The sequence below is a fragment of the Sulfurovum sp. NBC37-1 genome, from assembly GCF_000010345.1.
Classification (GTDB): domain Bacteria; phylum Campylobacterota; class Campylobacteria; order Campylobacterales; family Sulfurovaceae; genus Sulfurovum.
The window spans coordinates 630,181-653,593 of sequence record NC_009663.1 but is presented as its reverse complement, the minus strand read 5'-3'; the positions used below and the strand labels follow the sequence as shown (position 1 = coordinate 653,593).

The 23,413-nt window shown below is 43.5% G+C and carries 23 protein-coding genes; 11 read left to right on the top strand and 12 right to left on the bottom strand.

The features are described 5' to 3' along the window. Positions 1-41 precede the first annotated feature (41 nt). Positions 42-2,093 carry a hybrid sensor histidine kinase/response regulator gene (locus SUN_RS03225; protein WP_011980315.1) on the top strand — a complete coding sequence of 684 codons (2,052 nt, stop codon included), beginning with the start codon at positions 42-44 and terminating at the stop codon, positions 2,091-2,093. On the opposite strand, the gene SUN_RS03220 is transcribed toward SUN_RS03225, so the two are convergent. From SUN_RS03220 to SUN_RS03210, 3 genes are all read right to left on the bottom strand, one after another. Further along, on the bottom strand, positions 2,083-3,375 hold the full coding sequence (locus SUN_RS03220) for a putative bifunctional diguanylate cyclase/phosphodiesterase (RefSeq protein ID WP_011980314.1): 1,293 nt from the start codon (positions 3,373-3,375) through the stop codon (positions 2,083-2,085). The two genes, SUN_RS03225 and SUN_RS03220, sit on opposite strands and share 11 nt — an antisense overlap. 21 nt (positions 3,376-3,396) lie before the next feature. Then, positions 3,397-3,774, bottom strand: a complete 378-nt coding sequence (locus SUN_RS03215; RefSeq protein WP_011980313.1) for a response regulator — start codon at positions 3,772-3,774, stop codon at positions 3,397-3,399. Between the two features lie 175 nt (positions 3,775-3,949). After that, positions 3,950-4,414, bottom strand: a complete 465-nt coding sequence (locus tag SUN_RS03210) for a hypothetical protein (RefSeq protein ID WP_011980312.1) — start codon at positions 4,412-4,414, stop codon at positions 3,950-3,952. 142 nt (positions 4,415-4,556) lie between these two features. On the opposite strand from SUN_RS03210, the gene SUN_RS03205 reads away from it, so the two are divergent. Beyond that, entirely contained in the window at positions 4,557-5,939 is a 1,383-nt protein-coding gene (locus tag SUN_RS03205) for a tetratricopeptide repeat protein (protein WP_011980311.1), read from the top strand. A gap of 9 nt (positions 5,940-5,948) precedes the next feature. On the opposite strand, the gene SUN_RS03200 is transcribed toward SUN_RS03205, so the two are convergent. Beyond that, positions 5,949-7,271 (bottom strand): adenosylmethionine--8-amino-7-oxononanoate transaminase, encoded by a 1,323-nt coding sequence (locus tag SUN_RS03200; protein WP_011980310.1) that lies wholly within the window; start codon positions 7,269-7,271, stop codon positions 5,949-5,951. Between the two features lie 119 nt (positions 7,272-7,390). Here SUN_RS03200 and SUN_RS03195 point away from each other — a divergent pair, with 119 nt between their 5' ends. From SUN_RS03195 to SUN_RS03165, 7 genes are all read left to right on the top strand, one after another. Then, positions 7,391-8,854, top strand: a complete 1,464-nt coding sequence (locus SUN_RS03195) for a peptidylprolyl isomerase (protein WP_232501349.1) — start codon at positions 7,391-7,393, stop codon at positions 8,852-8,854. After that, complete coding sequence (gene ftsA / locus SUN_RS03190; protein ID WP_011980308.1) at positions 8,851-10,236, top strand: cell division protein FtsA; 1,386 nt, start codon at positions 8,851-8,853, stop codon at positions 10,234-10,236. The genes SUN_RS03195 and ftsA overlap by 4 nt, the downstream gene beginning before the upstream one ends. A 30-nt stretch (positions 10,237-10,266) precedes the next feature. Next, the gene (gene ftsZ, locus SUN_RS03185; RefSeq protein ID WP_011980307.1) at positions 10,267-11,436 is read left to right on the top strand and encodes a cell division protein FtsZ; all 1,170 of its coding nucleotides are present in this window, start codon (positions 10,267-10,269) and stop codon (positions 11,434-11,436) included. A 150-nt stretch (positions 11,437-11,586) separates the two neighbouring features. Beyond that, positions 11,587-12,165: a UPF0323 family lipoprotein gene (locus SUN_RS03180; RefSeq protein ID WP_011980306.1), complete on the top strand. Its 579-nt coding sequence runs from the start codon at positions 11,587-11,589 to the stop codon at positions 12,163-12,165. Positions 12,166-12,168: 3 nt separating this feature from the next. Beyond that, positions 12,169-13,347 (top strand): glutathionylspermidine synthase family protein, encoded by a 1,179-nt coding sequence (locus tag SUN_RS03175; RefSeq protein WP_011980305.1) that lies wholly within the window; start codon positions 12,169-12,171, stop codon positions 13,345-13,347. Between the two features lie 316 nt (positions 13,348-13,663). After that, complete coding sequence (locus SUN_RS12950; protein WP_011980304.1) at positions 13,664-14,122, top strand: tetratricopeptide repeat protein; 459 nt, start codon at positions 13,664-13,666, stop codon at positions 14,120-14,122. Positions 14,123-14,134: 12 nt separating this feature from the next. Beyond that, positions 14,135-14,611 (top strand): hypothetical protein, encoded by a 477-nt coding sequence (locus SUN_RS03165; protein ID WP_011980303.1) that lies wholly within the window; start codon positions 14,135-14,137, stop codon positions 14,609-14,611. Between the two features lie 65 nt (positions 14,612-14,676). Here the strand turns inward: SUN_RS03165 and SUN_RS03160 are convergent, their stop codons facing one another. The 4 genes from SUN_RS03160 to prmC form a co-directional block, all read right to left on the bottom strand. Then, the gene (locus SUN_RS03160) at positions 14,677-15,516 is read right to left on the bottom strand and encodes a symmetrical bis(5'-nucleosyl)-tetraphosphatase (RefSeq protein WP_011980302.1); all 840 of its coding nucleotides are present in this window, start codon (positions 15,514-15,516) and stop codon (positions 14,677-14,679) included. Between the two features lie 5 nt (positions 15,517-15,521). Then, a complete protein-coding gene (locus tag SUN_RS03155) occupies positions 15,522-16,049 on the bottom strand; it encodes a DNA-deoxyinosine glycosylase (RefSeq protein ID WP_011980301.1) in 528 nt (175 codons plus the stop codon). Positions 16,050-16,137: 88 nt separating this feature from the next. Next, positions 16,138-16,617, bottom strand: coding sequence for a DUF4149 domain-containing protein (locus tag SUN_RS03150; protein WP_011980300.1), 480 nt, complete (start codon positions 16,615-16,617; stop codon positions 16,138-16,140). Between the two features lie 82 nt (positions 16,618-16,699). Then, positions 16,700-17,548: a peptide chain release factor N(5)-glutamine methyltransferase gene (prmC, locus tag SUN_RS03145; protein WP_011980299.1), complete on the bottom strand. Its 849-nt coding sequence runs from the start codon at positions 17,546-17,548 to the stop codon at positions 16,700-16,702. A 122-nt stretch (positions 17,549-17,670) separates the two neighbouring features. Here prmC and SUN_RS03140 point away from each other — a divergent pair, with 122 nt between their 5' ends. Then, positions 17,671-18,225, top strand: coding sequence for a YiiD C-terminal domain-containing protein (locus tag SUN_RS03140; RefSeq protein ID WP_011980298.1), 555 nt, complete (start codon positions 17,671-17,673; stop codon positions 18,223-18,225). Positions 18,226-18,244: 19 nt separating this feature from the next. On the opposite strand, the gene SUN_RS03135 is transcribed toward SUN_RS03140, so the two are convergent. Next, complete coding sequence (locus SUN_RS03135) at positions 18,245-19,528, bottom strand: M48 family metallopeptidase (protein WP_011980297.1); 1,284 nt, start codon at positions 19,526-19,528, stop codon at positions 18,245-18,247. A 155-nt stretch (positions 19,529-19,683) separates the two neighbouring features. Here SUN_RS03135 and abc-f point away from each other — a divergent pair, with 155 nt between their 5' ends. Next, positions 19,684-21,633, top strand: coding sequence for a ribosomal protection-like ABC-F family protein (gene abc-f, locus SUN_RS03130; protein ID WP_011980296.1), 1,950 nt, complete (start codon positions 19,684-19,686; stop codon positions 21,631-21,633). On the opposite strand, the gene cmoB is transcribed toward abc-f, so the two are convergent. Genes cmoB through SUN_RS03115 form a run of 3 tightly spaced genes read right to left on the bottom strand, consistent with a single transcriptional unit; the run spans position 21,630 to position 23,386 of the window. Beyond that, positions 21,630-22,535: a tRNA 5-methoxyuridine(34)/uridine 5-oxyacetic acid(34) synthase CmoB gene (gene cmoB, locus SUN_RS03125; protein ID WP_011980295.1), complete on the bottom strand. Its 906-nt coding sequence runs from the start codon at positions 22,533-22,535 to the stop codon at positions 21,630-21,632. The two genes, abc-f and cmoB, sit on opposite strands and share 4 nt — an antisense overlap. Further along, positions 22,536-23,075 (bottom strand): peptidylprolyl isomerase, encoded by a 540-nt coding sequence (locus SUN_RS03120; RefSeq protein ID WP_011980294.1) that lies wholly within the window; start codon positions 23,073-23,075, stop codon positions 22,536-22,538. It abuts the gene before it with no gap. Positions 23,076-23,086: 11 nt separating this feature from the next. Next, positions 23,087-23,386 carry a hypothetical protein gene (locus SUN_RS03115; RefSeq protein ID WP_011980293.1) on the bottom strand — a complete coding sequence of 100 codons (300 nt, stop codon included), beginning with the start codon at positions 23,384-23,386 and terminating at the stop codon, positions 23,087-23,089. Between the last annotated feature and the right edge of the window lie 27 nt (positions 23,387-23,413).

The window sequence follows — 23,413 nt, the reverse complement described above, 5'->3', positions numbered from 1 at the left end:
ACAGCTATATTATACGAACAATAATTTCAGGAAATTAAAAAATGGGACAGATTGAACCTAAAGAACTTAAAGCACTTGTATCTGAATCTACACGTAAAATACAGTCTGCTTCAGACCATATAGAGATTAACAAAATTGCAGAAAATCTCATAAAACATGTCATGGGCACAGAGTATGCCTCTTTGTGGGTTTTTCATAAAGAGACCGCATCTTTATTGAGAGCCCGAAACGATGACAGTGTCAACGAAATATCCATGCTCGGCCAGCATGGGGTATTTGCCAAATGTTTCTTTACCCTGAGCGGCGGTATTTTCAACTACCTTGCCAGTGAAAAAGAATATCTGGCCGAAGTCGACAATCCGGATAATATCAGGATCAAATCGAAGATCATCTTCCCCATCATTGACGAAGAAAACTTTTTGGGAATGATCACTGCATACTCTTCCATCCATAAGATCAAAAATTTCACCGAAGACGATATGGAGATACTCGAGACACTTGCACCTTTCCTGACCAATGTCATTTATATGATGTATCCGGAGATGAAAGAACAAACAACGGAAGTTTATGTCAGCCAGCGTCTGACTGAGAGTTCTAAAGACCTGGTTGAAAAAGTCGAAGAAGTACAGCAGCAACAGCAAAAAACAGAAGAAAGTGAAGAGACACTCAGTTTTCTTGCCAATACAGTCCATGACATTCGAACTCCCGCAAACTCCCTGTATGGTTTTCTTGAACTTCTCGAAGATCATCTTGAGGACAGGAGACTGCTTCAGTACATCCAAAATGCCAAAGAAAGTGCCCATTTTATCAATGATCTGACAAGCTCTATTCTTGACCGCATCTCATCCCAGAGAGAGCGGAGCAAAGATGAAGCAGTGACACTGAATCCTACAAAATTCCTTGCTGATGTTGCAGAAACATTCTCAGCTAATATGTACAATAAAGGGATCACTTACAATATTTTCATTGACCCGGCACTTCCCAAAGAGATCACGATAGAAGATGGCAAGCTCAAACGTGTTTTGATGAACCTGCTGAACAACGCCTACAAATTCACTCCATCAGGAAGGGATATCTCCCTTCTTGTACAGTACAAAGCAGATGAAAAGAAGATGAAAATATCGGTTAACGATAGCGGAATCGGCATCGATCCGGAGAAACAGGAAGAGATATTCAAGGCGTTTTCACAAGCTGAAAAGGACACAAAGCAGCGATATGGTGGTACGGGTCTCGGACTGAGTATCGCCAAAGAGTATGTCAGTGCCCTCGGAGGAAAACTCAAACTTAAAAGTGAACTTGACAAAGGCAGCAGTTTCTATTTTTCACTGCCTCTCAATGTTAACAATCATGAAGCTATGTTGCCATCTATACACAATACCCATGTACAGATAGGACTGGTATTTGCCAAACACAACCTTCCCAGCGCAAGAAACATGGTACGGTATCTCACAAAACTGGGTATCGAAAAAACACAGATACCTACATTGAAAAAAATGGAAACCATCCCAAAAAATATAACCCATGTTATCTGTTATCAGGACCAACTCACTGAAGAAATTCAAAGGGAAACAGAAATAAAAAATATCTCTCTACTTACTGTGGAAGAAAAATTTCTTTCCCTTCTCCAGGAGGAGAACAGTATCAACACCATCATCTCCCAGTATGGCTACTATGCAAAAGAACTTTATGAATTTATCAGCGGAAATCAGCCTCTTCGCATACTTGTTGCAGATGATGACAGAATCAATGTCGAACTGATCAAAGCCATTCTCGCAGATGAGTTATGCCATATAGAGACAGTTACTGATGGTGAAGCAGCACTTGCATTGCTCAAAGAAGGCCTGAAACAGAATACCCCATATCAGCTCGTCTATCTCGATAAACAAATGCCTAAACTTTCAGGTTCGGAGGTCATTGCACGATACAGAGAGATGGAAACTCAAAAGCGTGGGAAGAGACTCTTTGCAGTATCCATTTCCGGAGATGGTTCCAAAGATGAAAACAACAGGGAAATGTTTGACATGTATGTAGGAAAACCGTTCAATAAAAAATCTATACAGGAAACTTTGGAGCTGGCAAAAACTATACAGTAGGTATAGTTTGTTCTATCAGATCAATCAGTTTGTCTTCTTTGACCGGTTTGCTGTACAGATACCCCTGTACAGTGATCTCTTTAAACTGTCGCAGCACATTATCTTCTTCTTTTGTCTCCACACCTTCGGCAATTACTTTCAATTCAAGTGCCTTCGCCATATCAATAATTGACTTGAAGAGTAGATAGTTTCTTCTGCTTAGATGTATGTTGTGTACGAAAGAACGATCTATTTTCAAATAATCAATCGGGAAATGCAGCAGATAGGTCAATGAAGTGTGTCCTGTTCCGTAGTCATCTATCGCAAGAGAAAAGCCCAGCGACTTTGCCTCATTCAGGCGTGCCGAAAAACTTTCGAGATGATCAGGGATAGTATCTTCCATGATTTCAAATGTCAATGCTTTGCCTTTGAGTGCATAGGCATCAAGTAAAAAGCGTACAGTATCAAGAAAACTTTCTTCCATTAAAACCTGAAAAGGGAGGTTTACTGCAATGGAAAACTCTATAATATTGTGTTCTTCAAGTCTACGAAACATCGATGCAGCTTCAATAAGTGTCCGCGTCATCAATGGTGTGATCATACCGCTTTTTTCCGCAAGAGGTATAAAAATTCTGGGAGGGATATTACCAAGTTCAGGGTGCTCCCATCGTGCCAGCATCTCCACACCTGTAAATGCAGACTTTTCATAGCTGTATTGTGCCTGATAGGCAAAATAGATTTCTCCATTCTCTAGGGCATAAGGAAGATCATGGAGCAGCCTGAATTCATGTTCATAAGAGAAATCAACTGTATCAGAACTGACAGAAATACGGTTTATCCCCTCTCTTTTTGACTCTTTCATCGCATGCTCGGCCTTTTTGATCAGCATCAACGGATCTCTCTCTTCTTTAGAGGAAATACTGATTCCGATCGCTGCGGTAATATAAAACAGATTGTCGCCAAAACTGATGGGTTCACGCAAAAGATTGATGATTTTTTCAGCAATTACCATCAATGTACTGCTCTCTTCAACACCCTCTTTCATAATGACAAAATCATAAGTTCCAAGACGTATAAAAAGTTCATCATCAAAAAGGTTTGAAATGTTTTGGCTAAGATTGAGAAGTATCTGTTTGTCTGTATCGTAACCGAATATTTCGTTAAAGCGTACCAGGTCTTCTATCTCAAGATAGAGTATTCCGGTAGGAAGGAAATTCTCGGAATGCAGTTTCTTTCCCAGATGCTCTACGAGCACATTGTAGCCGGGAAGTTCGGTCAAAGCATCCGTTACAGAAGAATTCATATGCTTAATCTACTTTGGGAATCAGCCAATTTGTAACAGTCTCATAAAATTCTGCATGAATGATTGAACCATAATAGGCTTTTTCATAAAAAGATCAAAGTAGCTCCGTTCCTTTGCATACTCATTTGGATAGATAGTCAAGGCCGCCAACCGTGTCTCTTCACTTTTTTTTCTGGCATACTTTGCAATTTCAACACCGGTACCATCCGGTAGATTCATATCGATGATCATCGCATCATACGGATCGCTGTTGTCAATCAGCTCATAGGCTTTTTCTACTGTATTTGCTTCATCTATATTGCAGTCTATCTTGAGTTCACTCATCATATTTAAAATTATTTTCGATTCAAATTCAATATTGAAATTTACATCATCAACAATCAGTATTTTTTTAGTCATCTTTAGCAATACTCCTTCCTAATTTATTCTATACCTATTATACTATCAATTATTTTTAAGTTTGTCTGTAGGCTATTTCTTACAAATCAGTATTATACTTCCTTAATTGCATGGCATCAATAAAAAACAAAACCCGATTTCCTTTATTCTTTTTTCTGATACATAAACAGGGAAATTAGTTTGTCCGCGTATAAGTCGCGAATATCTTCTTTTCATTTTCCGTTACCAGTTTCTGACGATTCAACTGTTTCATGACCAAAATGCGGATCGGGTCATTCTTGAAACGGTTGTGAAATGTCACTGCAATATTTTCAAGTGAACTTTGGGATATCCGGTACACTTCTCCGGCAACCGGTACTTCAATGTTATTGACAACGGCTACCAGGATATTTCCTCTTGTCTTCCATGTACCTGTCCCTTCGATACGAAGGTCTTTCATATAGGCATTTCCTTTTTTCACTGTGACAAGCAGCACCGTACCGAAAGTATGGTCTGCATTAAATCTGAGAAATTCACATTCGGTTATCCTAGTACCATTGTTAACACCCGTACTGACATTGTTCCATTGCCCTATCAGCATTGCTTCGTTGGCTGCATACACTTCAACAATGAAGAGAAATATTATCCAGAGTTTTTTCATTATTCTTCCTCTTGTTACTAATTCACCTCTATTATAATGTTATATAACTGATAGCCAAATGTAATAGCCAAATGTCAACACCCAAGTAAAGCATTATTTTGCTATAATTTTCTCATTAGACTCCCTACTTCAGGATCACTATATGAATCAAACCAAAAAGCGTCTTCAGATCATCAATATAGCTATTTCACTTACCGACATTGAAACCATACAACTGCAGATACTTAAACTCGCTTCCCTCAGGTCTGACCCCAAGCTTAAAGAAATTATTGCAGGTCTGCAGGCACAAAACTATGCCCAGACACAGGCACTCATTACTAAATATATTGAGACGCCAACAGAAGAGATCGTTCAAAGAATCCCTCAGGATGACCAGGAGATCATTGAACAATTTGACCTTTTTGTCACTGCTCCAGAGGAGCCCAAAAGAGAAGAAACAGAACTTTTCGATTTTGATACACTGACCAAAGAAGAGATCCCGGAAGAAAGTACTGAAGCAAACATTGATAAAATCGAAGAAGCGCTTGAGGAAACACAGCAAAATGATAGTTTTGACAACCTGCTGAACCTGACAGTAGAGGATGTCATGCCGGGTAACATCGAACTTGACATCAGTCATACACACCATGACGATTTTTTTTATACTCCAGTAGAGGATTCCCATACGACCAAAGAGAGTCACATCGATACAAACTTCATTCCTAAAGATAATTTTTTCGATACACCGGAGGACAAACAGCCATCCTTCCATAAAAACGATACAGAGGATGATGGACTCTTTGACAACCTTCCCGAAGAAAATATTTCGGAAGAAAGCGTAGAAGAAGACCTTAGTGTAACAGAAGACTTTACAGAGACAAAAGACTTTACAGTGCTAGATAAAGAAGTAAAGGAAACAGATGCCGGAAAAGAACCCCAGGAGGAAGCAGTAAGTGAAGAGCGTGCACCCGCTGCTTCTGCTGACGAACCTGAGATAGAGGAGACAAGCGCTGCCTACAAACCGATCCCCTACATTGACCAGAAACTCAAAAACATGTTGATCCAGTACCCCCCGCTGCATGACAGCAGTGAGCGTTATGAATCGGTGGACAACTGGCTACTGAAGATCAGTAACCAAGGGTACACAGAGACAGAAGTGGAAGAGGTCATTTCACATATACAAAAGCCTAAAGAGAACAATAATATTGCCGAAGCGGCACAGCTTCTGCTTATCTGTGGTGCCACAGAGTCAAAGTTCGCACAGTTCATACTGGCAAGGGAACTTTTCAGGGGAGAACTGCTTGAGAAGAACCTGCCCGAAGCCTTTACCCTCATCAACCGTCTTGCCCTGGACGACGACTACCCTGAAGCCATCTGCGACCTGGCACAATTTTACGAAAACGGTGTTGGTATAGACAAAGATAAGAAGAAAGCAGAGGCACTCTATCATGAAGCAATGGAACTAGGTGTCAAGAGGGCTGCATCCCATTATGAAAGATTGCAAAAAGCCAACAAAGGGCTGTTGGGAAAACTCTTCGGGAAATAGTTGCAGGCATTAATCATGCCTGCCCACTTTAACTTTTAATTTTTTAATTCCCTCATACGCCACATCCGTCATCTTATCTATCTCCTCATAACTGATAACATAGGGCGGCATGAAATAGATCACATTTCCCAGCGGCCGCAGGAGCACGCCCTTCTTTAGTCCATAGGTATAGATCTTCAGACCAATACGCTCTTTTGCATCATAACCCTGGAGTTCGACCGCTGCTACCATTCCCTGTTGCCTTACCTCTCTAACATTTTCCAGAGCGCTGAAACGTTCCAGTTTCTCTTTGATATACCCTGACTTCTTTTCATTGTCTGTCAAGACATCATTGCGTTCAAAAAGTTCCAGTGTCGCCAGAGCGGCGGAACAGGCAAGTGGATTGCCCGTATAGCTGTGGGAGTGCAGGAATGCCTTGTACTCATTGTAGTCACAATAGAAGGCACTGTAAACCTCATCACTTGTCATGACTACGGAAAGCGGGAGGTACCCTCCGGTCAATCCTTTGGAGAGTGTCATGAAGTCCGGAGAGATACCAGCATGGTCACAGGCAAACATTTTTCCCGTACGCCCGAAGCCTGTCATAATTTCATCCGCGATGAGGTGCACATCGTACTCTGCTGTCAATGTTCTTGCGCCTACAAGATATTCGGGGTGATACATGTGCATCCCCCCTGCTCCCTGTATAAGCGGTTCAAGGATCAGCGCAGCGATCTCGTCCGCCTGGGCTTCCAGCACTTCTTTGAGTAATACCAAAGCTTCTTGGGCAGCTCTCACACTCTGGTCTTTGGGAACAGGGACCTGCCTGTTGGCGATAAGCAGCGGTTCATAGGTCTCTTTGTAAAGCGACACATCTCCCACCGAAAGTGCTCCCAGGGTTTCTCCGTGATAGGAGTTCGTCAAAGAGAGGAAAAGTGATTTCTTTTTACCTCTGTTCCTGTGATAGTGGTAACTCATTTTCAGCGCTGCCTCGACTGCACTGGAACCGTTGTCGACATAAAAGACTTTTTTCAACATCTCAGGCGTGATGTTTACAAGCCTGTGTGCCAGCTCTACAGCCGGCTCATGGGTAAATCCTGCCAACAGCACATGTTCGAGTGTGTCAATCTGTGATTTCACTCTTTCATTGATAAAAGGGTTGGCATGTCCGAAAAGGTTGACCCACCATGAACTCACTGCATCGATATAGCTGTTTCCCTCAAAATCATAGAGATAGACCCCCTTCCCTGATTTTATCGGGATCAGAGGCAGTGTCTCATGATCTTTCATCTGTGTACAGGGGTGCCATATCACCTCGAGATCACGTTGCATCATCGTATTGTTGTTGACCATTTTCCACCTCTTTACTTTCATGCCCCAAGATTTATCATATCTTGTAATATCACAAGCTTATTTGGGTAAAATATTATACAAATTTTTCGATAGAAGGTAGATGAAGTATGATTAGCTGGATGCAAAAACACAATAAATATCTCGTATGGACCATATGGGTAGCAACCATCGCATTTATAGGTGCGGGTTTCGTAGGCTGGGGAACGTACAGTTTCGGTTCCAAAGCAGGCAATGTCGCCAAAGTAGGCAACATCGAGATCAAACAGACGCAACTCAATATGGCTTACAGTAACCTCTACAACCAGTACAATGAAATGATGCAGGGTAAACTCGATGAGAAGAAGGCCAAAGAGATGGGCCTGATACAACAGGCCTTCTCCCGTATCGAGGTACAGGCCAAACTGCTCAACTTCGCACAGGAGATGGGAATCGTTGTTTCAGACAAAGAGGTGGCCAGGACACTTGCCGGCATCAAAGGTTTCCAGAAAGACGGTGTATTCAATAAAGATATCTACAATGCCTACCTCAGAAGCCAGAGACTCAAAGCCAAAACCTTCGAAGCAACGCTCAAAGATGAGATAACTATCCAGAAGACCCTTGCACTTCTTCATACAGACGCACTGCCTCTTGAAGTAGAGACTGTCTCTTCTGCCATGAATATCGCAGACAAGCTGATGTACAAAGTACTCAAGAACGACGATGTCAATATCAGTATGGATGAGGCGAAGATCAAAGCGTTCTGGGAAATACAGAAAGAGAACTTCATGACCCCAAGAATGTACAAGCTTTCCATTGTATGGACAGCGACCGATGGAGTTGAAGTCACCGATGAGGAGATCAAAGCATTCTATGATGAAAATTCCTTCAACTATACCGATGCAGCAGGGAAGCAGCTTCTTTTTGACGAAGCCAAGGAAGAAGTGACAAAAGACCTGAAGATCAAAAAGAGCAAAAAAGCAGCTCAAAAACAGTATATCGCTTTCAAAAAAGGTAAACTGGAAAATCCGGAGAGCATGACACTTCCTGTCAATGACAGTACACTCTCCAAAGAACTCTGGGACGCCGTCATTGAGAAGAACAGCGGTGAGATCGTCAAACCGAAAGTTGTCGGAGACAAATATGCCACTGTCAAGATCGAAGCGGTCATCGAACCCAAAGCAAAAACCTTTGAAGATGCAAAAGAGGAAGTCACAAAACTCTATACGCTTCAGGCGCAAAAAGAAGCACTATTGAAGTTGGCAGAAAAGACACTTGAAACATTGGATAAAAGTAATGCGATGATATCCGATTTTGTTACTTTAGAGAAAAATGACAACCTGAAATCATTAAATTCACAGGAAAGTTTACAATTTTTACAAAAACTCTTTACATCTTTAAAAGAAAAAGGTATTATAAGCGTAGCGGATAAAGTAGTAGTTTACAAAATTATGGATCAGAAGTTCCTGCCGGCCGACCAGAACAGGACAGATTTTGTAAAACAGAGTGTCAATCAAATGAAAAGCAGAACATTTGAGGCCAACCTCATCAAGATGTTGGATGCAAAATATCCTACGGAAGTTTACATGGGAGGACTTAAAAATTGAGTGATACAATTTTAGCTATAGACATCGGTTCGACTAAAGTATGTGCAATCATAGCTGAAATTGACGATGCGGGCAAACTTCAGGTACAGGGCCACGGGATCGCCAAATCCCAGGGCATCAAAAAAGGTGCCATTACCAACATCGAACTCTCTTCCCGTGCTATCAAGAAAGCCATTAACGATGCCAAGCGTATCGCAGGCAGCAATATCACTTCAGCAACTGTCTCCATTTCCAATGCATATGCCAAAAGCCTGAACTCCACAGGTATTGTCAATATCCCACACAAAGACATCTCCATCAAAGAGATCAATCGTGTCATGCAGACTGCACTTTACAATGCCAATGTCCCCAACGAATATGAAGTGGTCCATGTACTCCCATACAATTTCAGAGTGGATGATCAGGATTTTATAGAAGATCCGTTCGGTATGAATGCCAGCCGCATGGAAGTCGATGTCAATATTATCATGACACAGAAATCCAACCTCTCCAACCTTAAAAAAGCGGTCCGTTCAGCAGGTGTAGAAATAGAGGGTATCGTTCTGAGCGGTTACGCTTCCGCCATCGCAACTATGGATGAGGATGAGAAAGAACTGGGTGTCGCAGTCATCGACCTTGGCGGACAGACAAGCAATCTTGTCATCCATGTAGGCAACTCCATCAGATACAACGACTTCCTCGGTGTAGGATCGAACCATATCACCAATGACCTTTCCATGGCACTGCATACACCACTGCAGATCGCCGAAAATGTAAAGATCCGTCACGGGAATCTTGTAGAGACAAGCAATGAAGTGATAGAGCTACCTATTATAGGGGATGAAGAGAACCGTAACGGTGTCTCTCTCGAAATCGTCCATTCAGTTATCTTTGCACGTGTCGAAGAGGCACTGATGATCCTGGCAAAATCACTTGATAAGTCCGCACTCAAAGAACAGATCGGTGCGGGTATCATTCTTACAGGAGGGATGACCAAACTCAAAGGTATCAGAGAGTTGGCCCAATCCATCTTTCCTTCCCTTCCCGTCCGCATCGGAAAACCAAGGGAGATTGACGGCCTTTTTGATGAGCTGAAAGACCCTGCTTTCGCTACTGTGATCGGTCTTCTGCTTTACAAAGCAGGAGAACATACACAGTATGAGATCAACTTCCAACAGGAACTTCTACACTCCAAAGACGTACATACAGATGATCTTGGTGATATCAAGATCGGCAATACCGTCAAAGAGGCAGAAGAGCAGCGTGAAGTAAAAAAACCAAAATCACAGGGAACAGAGGAAAAGGGTTCTGACAATATCATCTTCGATGACTTGCCGGATATCGGTGCTGACAAGCAAAATCCGATCAAAAAGCTGACCAACTGGGCTAAACAGCTTTTTTAAGAGATATATATTACAACAAGGGAGGAAAAAATGGAAGAGTTCGAAATCAATGTCATTGAGACAAAGTGTCACACAAACGGAGCAAAAATAAAAGCGATCGGTGTAGGTGGCGGTGGTGGCAACATGATCAACCACATGATACAGGAGGGGATCAACAGTATCGACCTTATCGTTGCCAATACAGATGCACAGGCACTTGACAGTTCACTGGCACCCTACAAAATGCAGCTTGGAATGAATGCTACCAGAGGTTTGGGTGCGGGTATGGTCCCGGATAAAGGTAGAGAAGCGGCACTTGAGAGTTTTGAAGACATCAAAACCATGCTCGAAGGCTCCGACATCGTGTTCATCTCTGCAGGTCTTGGCGGCGGTACGGGTACCGGCGCGGCACCTATCATTGCCCAGGCAGCAAAAGAAGTAGGTGCATTGACAGTTTCCATCGTGACAAGTCCTTTCAAGTTCGAAGGCAGAAAAAGAACAAAGCTGGCAAAAGAGGGTCTTGAAGAGCTCAAAAGAGAGAGTGATTCCATCATTGTCGTACCAAATGAAAAACTTCTTTCCATCGTTGAAAAGAACCTCGGTATCAAAGAGAGTTTCAGAATGGTCGATGACATCCTTGCACAGGCTGTCGGCGGTATTTCAAAAGTCATCCTTTCTCACGGAGAGAATGATATCAACCTTGACTTTGCCGATGTGAAAACAGTTATGTCACACAGAGGGCTGGCGCTGATGGGTGCGGGCTACAGTACCGGAACAAATGCGGCTTACGATGCTGCCAAAGCGGCGATCGAGTCTCCGCTGCTTGACAACATCTCCATCGACGGTGCAATGGGTGTACTGGTACATTTCGACATTCACCCCGACTATCCAATTATGGAGATCGGTGAAGCGATGAACATCGTTGAAGAGAGTGCCGATGAAGACGCGTCTGTCATCTTCGGTACGACAACCAATCCTAATATGGAAATAGATGAAGTACGTATCACTATCGTTGCAACCGGTTTTGAAGACAAAAATGCCATTCCAGAACCAACTTCCATCAAAAAGCCGACGCAGACAACAATGTTGGGTAACGACTCAAGTACTACAGCGACACCCCTCAATACCTTCAATGGCAAGAGAATCGTTGTAGGGCAGGACTACACGGAGAATGAGGACATTCTCGATGTTCCTACCTTCCTGAGAAAGCAGATGGATTAAAAAGCAGAGGGGCCAAAGCGGCCCATCCGTACCTTCCTTATATAGTCAGACAGAGAGACTCTTCCCTCTCTGCTGCACTTCCGATTAACATTTTTTTGCTATCATACCACTTCTATTAATATACCCGAAATTTTTCGTTAGGAACAAGAAATGAAATATATCAACAGACTTTCAACCATGGCTGCCGCAACCGGTCTTGGCGCCCTGCTCGTTACAGGCGTGACCGGATGTACCAGCAGCAATACACAACAGGAAGCGGTTCAGCCAAAAGGTGCTTTTGTCATCATTGAAGAAACAGCTCCTGGCAAATACAAGATAAAAGATGAATTCCCAGCCGATGAGACACGTATCGTACTCAAAGACCTGAACGGTACCGAGAGGGTCCTGACCAAAGAGGAAATGGACAAACTTGTTAAAGAAGAAGCTGCCAAAATTGACAATGGTACATCTCCATTGACACAGAAGAACCCGGAAGTCTCTCAAGGTATGGGACTTGGTTCCGTCCTGCTCTCCAGTATTGCCGGCGCAATGATCGGCTCCTGGATCGGGAACAAACTCTTTGGAAACCAGAATTACCAGAATAACCGTAAAGCCGGATACAAATCACCTTCCACCTATCAGAGAAGCAAAAAAAGCTTCAGCAAGCCAAGAAAAAGTACAAGTAAGCGAAGCGGATTCTTCGGCAATAGAAAGAGCTCTACAAGAAGCGGCGGCTTCTTTGGCGGTTAAACAGTGATCGCTTTACAGAAAACCACCCCTCTGACAACGAACTATCTTGAGTCCCTTGGTTTTGTCTGGCATACAGACAGTGATGAGAGCGCCTACATCTCGAACGAACTCGTTGTCATCTCTGAAGACGAAGCTGAAGCTTACTATGAAGCAGCTAACACACTTTACGACATGTACGTTGAAACCGGTGAATATATCGTTGAAAACAACCTCTTTCACGAAATAGGTATCCCCTTCAATCTTGTAGAGGTCATCAAAGAGTCCTGGGAGAACGATGTACACTGGCACCTCTACGGACGTTTCGACCTTGCCGGAGGAATCGGCGGCACACCCATCAAACTGCTTGAATTCAATGCAGACACCCCTACCGCTCTCTTTGAAACTACCGTCGTCCAGTGGGCGATCCTGAAACAGAACGGCTTGAAAGAAGCGGCACAATTCAATGCCCTCTACGAAGCACTGCTTGACAACTGCAAACGTCTTGTTACTCTCGATGAGGATGTTTCCGATTTCGAGTCACGCTATAAAGGCTGGAAATTCCTTTTCACCTCCATCAGGGGCAATGCCGAAGAGGAGAACACTGTCAAACTGCTGCAGCACATTGCGACTGAAGCAGGATACAACACTCAATTCGCCTACATAGACGAGATAGAGTTCTCTGCGGAAGAAGGGATCTTCTACAACGATGAGAATTATGAGCTCTGGTTCAAACTCATTCCATGGGAGGACATAGCACTGGAAGAGTCAGATCTTGCCATGCTGTTGACCAATATCATCAAGAAGCAGAAGGCTATCATCTTCAATCCGGCCTACACACTGATGTTTCAGAGCAAAGGTATGCTCAAAATTCTCTGGGACCTCTACCCCAACCACCCTTTCCTGCTTGAAACCTCATTTGACCCTCTACATGGTAAAAAACAGGTAAAGAAACCTTTCTTCGGAAGAGAAGGCGGCAATGTCAGCATACTCGACGCCAATGCACAGCCTGTCGAATCGGTAGAGGGTGACTATGGCAACCATAAAATGGTCTATCAGGCCTATACCGAACTGCCTGCAGATACTCAGGGTTCCTCCTACCAGGCAGGTGTTTTCTATGCCTATGAAGCCTGTGGACTGGGCTTTAGAAAAGGTGGAAAAATACTCGATAATATGTCGAAGTTTGTAGGGCATATCGTAGTATAAGGTTCTGCCATATTTAGAGAAAAAACGACTGCTGCAAACCTTCTCCGGGGAAACGGATGAAATAAAACTCACTTTCATGATCTCATTAGCAGAAAAGAATAAGTTTAACGCTATACTAACTCTCCTAAGAATTTTTTATGTTCTGGATTTTAGAAAGATCTGTAAGATATTTCCTACATATTTTTTTTATTCTTTCATATATAATATTTTATATTATCTCAAAAAATAAAATTATTGGGTGGCAGACGGAGTCATAAAGCAGTAGTTTTAACAGTACTTTATTTTAATATTAAAAATAAAAAGGGGCTGACAAAAAATGAAAAATATCTTTTTTATCATCGCTATACTTATTGGAGGGAGAGAGGCATCTGCTTCCGGCCTTAAAAATATTATCAAATGTTCCAAGGGTGATTCACATGCCTGTATTCAGGTTGGCCAACTCTTTGAATATGGTGAAGGAGTGAAACAAAACCTTGCTAAAGCAAAACAATATTATAAAAAATCCTGTCAGCTTCAATTGGGAAAAGGCTGCTGGAATTTAGCACATATATTGATTAAAGAGCATAATATCCAAGCAGCACTGGAATACGATAGAGAAGGCTGCAAGCTTAATTACAGTAATGCATGCAGTGATCTTGGATTTTTATATGAAAAAGGGGAAAGTATCGAACCAAATTACAGTCAGGCAAAAAAATATTATCAAAAAGCCTGTAATTTTGGGAATAAATCAAGCTGTAAAAAGTATACATATTTGGATAAAAACGGTATTACCTAGGAGGAAAGATAAATGAAAAAAGCTGTATTGTCATTATTTGTTGTATTTATTTGGACCATAAACGTATATGCAGACGGTCCATTAATGATGAAAGGATTCCATCACGATATACCGTTTGACAAAGCATGTGAAATATTGTCCGAATTTAAAAGTGAACGTGGTGATTTTATCTATGATGAAAAACAAAAAAAATGTGGGTTTGGAAGAAATAACCTTATCACATATCCATATATAAAAGAAAATATTACTTCCAAAAAAATTGATACAATCGTACTTTCCCCGGATGTAGTAGATTACCTGTTTGATGCAAAGTCACTTAATGTGCGAAAATTTTGCAGAATATTTTTAAAAAAATATAGTTGGATTGACAAATTCAATATGGCCAGAAAATATCAGCAAACAAGCCCTCAGTATGGCTGGAAACTTTCAATTGATAAAAAGAAGTGGATGAAAATAACATTCTTCAAAGAAAACAAAACACATCAATAGTTATTTTATTTGTTGTAAAGTCCCCCCCCCATTTCACCGATGGACCGGCAGAACAAGAGAAATACCTATTTTTTATCTGGGTTCATACATCCTTCACAGTCATACTCTCTAATCTTAGGCTCAGAAAGATCGATGCGTGCGGCGGTGAGCTTACCTCCCCAGAGACAGCCTGTATCAAGTGCCAGTACATGTTCATCCTGGTAGAAACCCAGTGTCGACCAGTGCCCAAAGATAATCTTCAGGTCGATCTCTTTTCTGTTCTCACACTCAAACCATGGTTTCAGTCCCTTTGCCCTCAATGCATCCGTCGGTGGACCTTTCTGGTCAAAATCGAGTCGGTGGTCTTTGTAGCAGAACCGCATACGGGTGAATGCACTGACGATGTAGCGGTCGATGTCTATTTTGCTGGAATCCCGATTGAAACGATTGATACCGCTTTTGAACATCTTTTTCAACCATGCAGCGGCACTTTCATCGTTTTGAAGCTTCTCTTCTACCCTGTTGGCATAGCGTATCGCCATCCCGAGATCGAATTCTGGGGAGATACCCGCATGTGCCATGCAGTATCCCAATTTGTAATCCACATGAAGGAATTTCTGACTTCTCAGCCAGTCTATCAGCTCTTTGGCCCTTGGCGAGTTTAGAATGGGATCGATGGTCGGGTTGGATTTTTTGATACCATAATAGGCGGCTATGAGACTCAGGTCATGATTGCCAAGTACCACTTCGACACTCTCTTTGATACTGTAGATATACTCCAGCGTCTCCAATGAGCCATCACCCCGGTTCACCAGGTCACCGGCGAGCCATAGCTTGTCTCTTTTGGGATCGAAATCAATCTCTTCAAGAAGTTTTCTGAATGCACCGTAACACCCCTGAATATCTCCCACTGCCCAGACTGCCATTTTCTCTACTTCCTCACCCCAAGGGTACTTGTCACTTCGTTCGGGCGCATTCCTAATTTTTCCGCGTATTGTACAACTTTCTCTTCAAATGTCATAGCGGCATAGGCGGGTGACGGTGACGGGAGGTAGACTCTTTCAATCTCGAGGTAGGAAAAGTGTGTCTCGAAAAGCGCCTGTGCTTTCTTGCCGGTAAAAGCGATCTTATCTATACTTGGATAGGCAGAGAGTAATGCCGGAATATCATTCACCACTTCATCTTCCAGTGAACTGTCAAGTGAATTCTCACGCTGACAGGACCCTATCATATCCCACAGCCCAAGTTTGCACTCTTTGAGAAGCCATATCTTCTGGTCACGGTTGTTGACTGGGTAACCTGTCAACTTTTCGAGTATCTTCCAGAACTGATTTCTCGGATGGGCATAATAAAAATTGTTTTCGAATGATTTGATGCTTGGAAACGAACCCAGAATCAGTGTTTTTGTGTCATTGAAAACAATGGGTTTGAAAGGGTGGTTCAATATTTCTTCTTTCAATTGTATCTCCTGTAGGGTGCTGTCTCCTGACAGCACCTTTTGCTTAGCATATTTTTATTGGTGCTGTGGGGGCACAGCACCCTACATGTTATTTACATGCCTTTTGCATATTTCTGACAATCAGCACCAGCAAAGCCAACGAGAAGATCTTGAAGTTGATCTCACTGCCTTTATGCATATTGAGAAAGGCTGCCGACTTGGTCATCTCTTCCCCTGCCATCTGCATGGTCAGGATATCCGGTATATAGTACTGTGAGAAAAGCAACCCTGTAGCAAAAACAAAGAAAGTCGCTACCTGCGTGATGGTATCTCTCTCAAACTTTTTGTATTTGTACCCTTCATACAACGCCACAACGATCAACATGAAATTCACCAGATAGGAGAGTCTTACAAAGTTCTGCGTCATAATGAGCCCTTCCTGGTAATGGCTCAGCACTTCACCGCCCAGCCACTGCTCCGTATGAAAGGTCACTGGTGCAACGACGATCCCGGCGTAAAGCCCGGCACCCAGCGTGGCTGTCAGTAAAATGAGATATGCCATTGTGGCGATTCTGAAATATTTGTTCATTTGTAATTTCCTTTTGTGTTTGGCCTTTTGGCATAAGTTTTTGCAGTATGCCAATTTCTTTTAACGGTGCGTGGTACGCACCCTACGTGAACTTAATGATGAACCCTCTGTCAAATCCGACAAGGTCTTTGTAAAATTTTATGGATTGTACTCCAATTTCTTTAACAAAAGAAGCGATGGGTTCTTTCTGGTCGTATCCCATCTCGCAGGCAAGCCACCGGATCCCTTTTTCTTTGACATCCAAAATGATCTGTTTGAGCAGTTCATCGCCGACACGTCCTCCAAAAAGCGCCTCTTTGGGTTCATAGTCCACAACATTGGATTCAAGCAGAAAACCCTCTGCGATATAGGGAGGATTCGATACCACAAGCTCCACCCTTTCATCTACTTCATCTATCAGGTTGGATCTTCGCAGCTCTATCTGTTTCTCCAGTCCAAAGGTTTCGATATTCTTCCGGGCCACTTTGATCGGTATTTCCGAAATATCGGTGGCGACAATGTTCAATTCGGGGAATTTTCGCGCCAAGACAATGGAGATGGCACCCGAACCCACACCGATCTCGGCGATCCTGCTTATCTTTTCTTCCTCAATGATCCCAGCAACTAGGTCTATGAGGATCTCCGTTTCAGGCCTTGGGACCAACACTCCTTTCTCCACTTCAAGGTGCAGGTCGTAAAAACTGGCACTCCCTACAATGTACTCATAGGGCTCGTTGGCAGCACGCCGTTCAACAAGATGCCTGTAGCTTTCCGGATCCTCCATCACGTCATTGTCATGTGTCACAAGATACATTCGGTCTTTTTGGAGGTGATGAGCTAAAAGCAGTTCTGCTTCGAACTGCGGCCGATCACAACTCTTTTCAAGTTGCGCCCTTGCCCATGCCAATCCCTCTTTTATTATCGTTTGTCCGTTCATTCTGAAGTTATACATCGATTTACCTTTAATATACTATAGTATAATGGTTTATTAAAATTCGCTGGTCTCTTTAGGCTACTTCTAATTGAGATACGCTTCACTCTCCATTTGAGGAGACCAACCCAAAGGCAGTACCCATGACTACCTACCAGTTCCCCCAATTTCCAAAGCAATTTCCAAAGAACAGATTGCTGCAGAAGGTCAAGGATTCTTTTGTAAAAAGATTCCTCACAGACAAAGCAAGTATCCGATATCTCGAAGAGGGGTTCATCAATGCGACCGACATTCCTTTTGTTAGGTTCATAGGCATCAAAGAAAAAGAAGAAGTACTCTCTTTGGATCTGAAGAAAAATGTCTGCAACCATGTTGAGACCATTCACGCTGCCGCGCAGTTCACTTTAGCCGAAACGGAGAGCGGTATGCGCCTGCAAAGCCTTTTCCCCGAACTGGAACAAAAGGTCATACCGCTTGTCAGAGATGCACAGATCAAATACAAAAAACCGGCTGCACAGAAGATAACAGCCCACTCCTTTGTAGATGATAAGGCTATTGAAAAGTTCAAAATACAGTTCGGGAAAAAAGGAAGAGCACTGCTTCAGATCAGGGTTGAAATAAGAGACATCGACGACACCCTCACCAGCGAAGCGCACATCACCTGGTTCGTACAGGCAAGATTGGATGAGAAGGCATAATTACAACTACTTCTCTTCTTTAGAGGTTCTCTTTATTCATATAAGCAAAGATCCCGTCATTTGGCAAGGATGGCTCTTCTCTCTTCTCCTCTTCAATCACTACATTACTGGCATCATACCCAAGCTCTTTTAGACGTTCGATAACAGGCGGATGGGTATGATAGAAAAAGATTACCAGCGGATGTGATTTGGGAAATGCTTTATTCTCAGTAATGAGTTTGAGCAAAGCAGAGACAAGATTCTCTTTACCTCCCATCTGCGAACCGTACTCATCAGCCGCATACTCATTGTGACGGCTGACATAGGACATGAACGGGGTGAAAATGAAGCTCAGCAGAGGAAGCAGCAGCATCAGCATGGCTATCTGAACACCGGGATAGGGAGAAACACCCATCTGTATGAACAATGACTCCGGCAGGTGCCCAAAGAGATAGAAAGCGATGAAAAGAAGCAGTCCCATCAATGCGATATTCTTCCAGATATCACCGTGTGAAAAATGTCCCAGTTCATGCCCCAGAACGGCAAGCAGCTCTTTTTTGTTCAGTTTGTCGAGCAGCGTATCGTAAAGTACCACCCTTTTGCTCTTGCCAAGTCCGCCGAAAAAGGCATTGAGTCTGCTGTCTCGCTTGCTTGCATCCATGACGAATATCCCGTCACTTTTCAACCCTGCTTTCTGCATCAGTTCCACGATGGCATCTTTGAGCTCCCCTTCTTCAAGTGGAGAGAACTTGTTGAAAAGCCCCATGAAGAACGGCATGAGAAGGTTGGCCGCCACAGCGATAGCGAACATCAGGATGAATCCCCAGAGCCACCATGTCTCGTACAAAGAGATGATCCAGGCCAGCACGGCGAAGACAGCCCCGCCAAGCACAATGAAAAGTCCTGCCGACTTGAGGGCATCGACAATGAACGTTTTTGGCGTCATTTTGTTGAAACCGAAATCTTCATCGATCTTGAAGGTCTGATAGAGAGAAAAGGGCAGCCCGACGACATAGTTCACCGCAACGAAACCAAAAAGGAAAAAGACCGAACTCGTCACACCGCCATCTACCTGAAACAGTGATGAGAGCCATGCAAACCCTGCAAATACCCACCAGAGGAACATCAGATAGTCCACAAAGGTTTCGATGATCCCGAGCTTCTCTTTTGCTACAGCATAATTTGCTGCCACAAGGTATTTTCCTGCCGGCATCAGAACAGGGTCTTTTCGTTTTTCCTGATTGATATACCCTACCTGCATAAACGAGATATAGAGTTTCATCAACGTATAAAGTGTATAGAGTCCGACAATGATTTCCAGCATAGTGTTCCTTTGGTAAAAAATGGAAATGGAAACTTCAGTCCCATCCGAACGCAATAGTGAAACTAAAGTTTTCACTTCCACGAAAAGCACAATATATCACGATGGACTTTAGCAAGCCTTAAAAGAGTATAATTTCACAAAAAAAGGTTTTATCCATGGCACTCATCGATCTTTTCGATATCAAAAAGCAGTACGATGTCAAAATGCTTCTCGACGGTGTTGATTTTCACCTCAATGAAGGCGAGAGGGTCGCTATCGTCGGAAAGAACGGCTGCGGGAAATCGACCCTGATGAAGATCGCACTGGGAGAAGAAGAACCTACGGACGGCAAGAGGATCATCGACCGTTCCATTCAGATAGAGATGCTTTCCCAGCAGCCTGTATTTGACCCTGCCCTCAATGTCAAAGAAGCCATAGAGAATGAACTGACAGAACTCAAAGAGGCAAAAGAGCAGTATGATATGCTTTCTTTGCAGGTTGCTGAGAACTTTGAAGACAAACAGCTTTTGGAAAAGTTTGAAAAAATCACTGCCTACCTCGACCACCACAATGCCTGGAGCCTGGACGACAAGATAGAACGGGTACTGCAGGAGTTCAAACTCAAAGAGTATGAGAACCGTCTTGTCATCTCGCTTTCGGGAGGGGAACAGCGCCGCGTCGCACTGGCCTCGCTTATTTTGAAAAAACCCGAAGTCCTGCTGCTGGATGAACCGACCAACCATCTCGATGTCTATATGGTGGAATTCCTTGAAGAGATCCTCCTCAAAGAGAAGTTCACCCTGCTCTTCATCTCCCACGACAGGCATTTCATCGATACCATCGCCACACGTGTCATAGAAGTGGAGAACCGGAAACTCGTCTCCTACAGAGGAGGTTACCGCGACTACCTGGAGCAGAAAGAGGCGCGCATGCAGTCGCTGGCAAAACAACATGAGAACCTGCTCAAACTGCTCAAGCATGAAGAGGAATGGCTGGGGAAAAGTGTACGTGCGAGGGAAAAACGCAATCAGGGTAGAAAAAGGCGTGTCTTCGAACTGCGCGACCAGGCAAAAAGCAACCCTACCCTCATCCGTAAAATGCAGCTTGAACTCGAACGGGAAAAGAAACATTTCAACCGCGAAAAGAGTGTCGGCAAAAAGAAGATGCTCTTCGAGATCGAGAATTTAAATTACACCATCGCCGACAAAAGGCTTATCGTCAACTTTAGCACACGTATCCTCCAGCGGGACAAGATCGCCATCGTCGGTGTCAACGGTGCAGGTAAATCAACACTGCTCAGACTGCTGCTCGGGCGCATCAAACCCGACAGCGGCAGTATTAAAAAAGGAGATTTCACCATCGGCTATTTCGACCAGCACAGGGAAATGCTCAATAATGATGAAACGCTCATCGGTACCTTCTGTCCGGACGGAGGCGATTCCATCGATGTCAGAGGCAAGCATATGCATGTCTTTGCTTACCTGAAGCTTTTTCTCTTTCCCGAAGAATTCCTCGGCAAAAAGATCTCACAGCTGAGCGGCGGGGAGAAGAACCGTGTTGCACTTGCCCTGCTCTTTACCAAAAATGTGGACTGCCTCATCCTCGATGAGCCGACCAATGACCTGGACATCCAGACCATCAATATCCTCGAAGAACAGCTACTCAATTTCCCAGGTGCGCTTATCTTCGTTTCACATGACCGCTATTTCGTCGACAAGATCGCTTCCAAGCTCTATATTTTCAAAGGCAACGGTGTTATCGAAGAGTCCTATCAGAGTTATTCGGAATATCTCGAAATAGAAAAAGAGATAAAAGAGCTTGAAAAAATGGAGCAGGACATTTCGTCCAAAGCCAAAGAGGAGACAACTGCCGCTCCCAAAAAGGCACAGACCAAACTCAGCTACAAAGACCAGAGGGACCTCGACATTCTCCCCGATGAGATCGAGTCACTCGAAGTCAAGATGGATGAACTGAATGCCTGTCTTGGAGATCCGGATTGTTACCAGGAGAAAGGGCTGACAAAACTCAGTGAAGAACTTGCCAAAATTGAAAAGGTCTATGATGAGAAAAGCGAACGGTACCTGGAAGTACTGGAGCTTGCGGAGTCTTTTGGGAATCAAGCCTAAGCTTTTTTTATAGCCTTGATATAGACCCTCTTGGGGGCAGGATACCCTTCAACCGTTTTTTCCGGATCGTCGGGATCGAGAAAGTCTTCGAGGCTCTGGGTATCTATCCATTCGGTCTTTCGCTGTTCGTTCAGGTCGGTCTTCATGATCTCCAGTACCTCAACACTTTCAAATCCGGCTCTCAGGCACCAGTTCTTCAGCGCATTCACCGTAGGTACGAAGTAAATATTTGGGATCTTGGAGTATCTGTCCCTTGGCGTGAGGCACATCTCCCCTTCCCCGTCTATCATGAAAGTATCGAGTATCAGTTCACCTCCTTTGTTCAGGCCTTTAAAAAGTGACTTGAGCATAGCCACAGGGTCTGAACGGTGGTAGAGAACCCCCAGACAAAAAAGGGTATCGAACTTGTGTTCGTAGAACTCCACATGCTCGACACCGAGCAGTTCATACACAATATCGCTTTTAATAAAATGCTCAAGGAACCGGAACTGTGAATAATAGATGGCGGAAGGGTCGAAGCCGATGAGTTTTTCAGGTTTTTGGGAAAGCATCCGGAAAAGATAATAGCCGTTATTACAGCCTATATCCCCTACCACTTTGCCCTTGAGATCGAAATGGGGTTCGAGCAGATTGTATTTGATCTGGCTTTGCCATTCGGAATCAATGAAAAGATCATTGATACGGAACGGCCCTTTTCTCCAAGGTTTCATTAAAAGAGCGGTCTCTCTGATCTGCTCTGCATCCTTATGAGAGAGATCCGCTATCTGGATATCAACGACATCGCCAAGGCTTACTTCGACATCATCATACTCCGGCAATGCCTTGATCGCCTCCTGGTAAGGAACGATGTTTTTCCAGGTCAGCCATTTTCGGCGCTCCTGCCGAAGTGTTTCGAGATTCATCTATTTTTTGATATATGCGCGTTTGATGACCTGGTCAAACATCGGTCTGTCACCTGCCGAAGTCGTTACATTTTCGATCTTCTGCACCACCTTCTTTCCTTTAACAACTTCACCAAAGATCGTATAGCCTCCGTTCAAATGTGGTGTCGGTACCGTCGTAATGAAGAACTGGCTTCCGTTGGTATTGGGACCATGGTTGGCCATGGCAAGAAGGAAAGGTCTGTCAAAGGTCAGATTCGGAGCATACTCGTTTTTGAACTCTTTATGCCAGATCGACTCACCGCCTCTTCCTGTACCTGTCGGGTCACCCCCCTGGATCATGAAACCTTTGATGACACGGTGGAAGATCAGGCCGTTGTAGTATCCGTTCTTCACATGAGTCACGAAGTTCTCTACGGCCAAAGGTGCCGCTTTTGGAAAGAGTTTGAGTTCTATCTTCCCTACATTCGTTTCAAGTACAACGATCGGTGCTTTCTTTCCTGCTGCAGAGAGATTGATCCCGCAAATCAACAATAGGCTTATCAATAACTTTTTATACATGCTGTTTTCCTTTATATTACATCATTTGCACATTTGTCAATGCGCAGTTCTTTGAGCAGAAGTTCGAAGAATTCACCGCTGTCTCTTTGGACATCATCATTAAACTCGATATAAAGTGCTTCATGATGTGTTTTATCGGTATTTTCATTGTCAAATATCAGTGGCTTAAGAGAGGTTTTCCGGGAAATCTTTTCAATTGCATCTTCTATCTCTTTTCTCAAGTCATCTCTTTCACCGTTAAATACCAAACTCATACCAGCATAACACTCTTCCATTTTTACATTTGCAACGATCTCTTCACATCTGTCCAAAACTTTACCTTTATTTCTGAATTAATA